This is a genomic window from Limnospira sp. PMC 289.06, assembly GCF_032350395.1.
GTDB lineage: Bacteria > Cyanobacteriota > Cyanobacteriia > Cyanobacteriales > Microcoleaceae > Limnospira > Limnospira platensis.
The window spans coordinates 1-1,804 of sequence record NZ_JARPLC010000271.1; the positions used below are offsets into that span (position 1 = coordinate 1).

Annotated in this window: 1 pseudogene; it reads left to right on the top strand. The window is 41.0% G+C overall.

The window, feature by feature from the left end:
- Positions 1–5 precede the first annotated feature (5 nt).
- Positions 6–1,686, top strand: a pseudogene (locus P5674_RS24395) (hypothetical protein).
- Positions 1,687–1,804 lie beyond the last annotated feature (118 nt).

Here is a 1,804-nt window from a genome sequence, read left to right on the forward strand (position 1 = left end):
TAAAAATTAAAGATACTATTAGGTCAAGCACACCCAGGAATATTGGTAGGTCAGGAGGAGTAAGTTCAGGTTTAGCAGGAGATTTAGGCGACCAAACATCTTCAACAATGGACTTTGGTAGGGGTTTACCGTATGCAAGGGAAAGAGATAGAGGAGGTGTTCCCGGATTAGTAAATCCTTGGGACCCAATCACCAGAGTGCCGCGTGGAATTAACCCAGAAGACCATGGTAGGTGGAAAAGGGAAGATGATGCGCGGCGAGTAGACGAGGAACCACCAAAGAGAGATGAACCAAAGGGAGGTAAAAAACCACGCGGCGGCAGAAGTGGCGGTGGTGGTAGCGGGAGAAGTTTTGGGGGTCCTAATTCAGGTGACAAAATTGATGATGATAAAGGAAGGCGACCAGGCGATAGTTCAGATGATGATTCAGATGATGATTCAGACAATGGAAATGGCGGAAATGGCAATATCGGTTGTACCATAAAAGCTGATGAAAAGTACAGCGTTGAAGAGTTCGACAGACAAATGGGTAGCGGGGGATGCTGTAATCCTCCACCAAGTAGAAGTAGCATCACTTTTGTTAGTCACATGGGTGGGAATCCGAGGTGGGGGGAAACTCCTCAACCAACAGGAAGTGAGAGGTTTTTTATAGGCAAGGACGGTGGGAGTCTGAGTGGGCATACGGCGACCCTGATTTAATGTATGAAAGTGTAGGTGCATTTTGTGATTCGTGGATGGAATGCACAGAATTTGATTATGTAATTCCCAACTTTTCCGCGAGCACAAAAGATATCCCGCCAGGCATCGGAGGAGGAGAACCTGAAAATAAAAAAGAACCTGAAAATATACGAACGATAACAATACCAGATATGAACGAAGAATGTTGTTGCGGAATGATTAGAAGGATTTACGAGTTGCTAGACCCTGAATCCTTTCCGGCTGAAATGCCTGAAAAAATAACGGTTAATGCTAATAATCCAGAGAACATAATTCAACGAATAAACACATTACCAGAATGGCTAATGTACAGATTTGACATCGATGATGAAAGATGGGGTGAATTTGAAGTTAAAGTAGAGATTGATGATGTCAATCTAATGACAAAAGCAGAAGAAAAAGCCGAAATAAAATTACCTAACTTAGCTGAATCAATTGCTGAAATATTTGGTATGGTAATGGAAATTTCTATCTCTCATCAGGTTACAGAAAACGCTGTTTTAACGGCGTTATATGAAGCAGGTTTGGCTCACGCGGCAGCCTTTAAAGCTGGTAGTGAAGTATCTAAAATAATTGATTATTTAGAATTTGCTAATGAGAAAAAATACGCAAAAATTAAAACAGCCTTTACTCCAGAAGCTGATAATTTTGAGGAACTACTAGAACCCAATAAAAGCCAGGTTAAGATTACCAACCAGAAGGATGCGAAAGAAACATGACAAACAACATTAAATCAAATTAAAGAAATATTTGCTTACGTGCTCAAGGTACTTTACAGGTGAACAGTAATGACCCAGCCAAAGACATATTAGCCGATTTAACGCGGTTATATGATTCAATGAAAAAACAAGACGATATCAGAGAACAGGAAACCAAGAAAGTACAAGAATTATTGAAAAAAGACTTTCCTGATATCAAGATAGAAACCGAATTGATTGACGGCGATAACCCACTAAGAGGGACTTTGTAATGGTTGCCAGAAGTGCAAGAATGCTAAGGAGTACTCGTAGCTTGTCTAGCCGTCAAACCCGTAGCAGTATAGGTAGGAATGGCGTTAGACAAGTTAATTTAGCCCAGAGAACATCTAC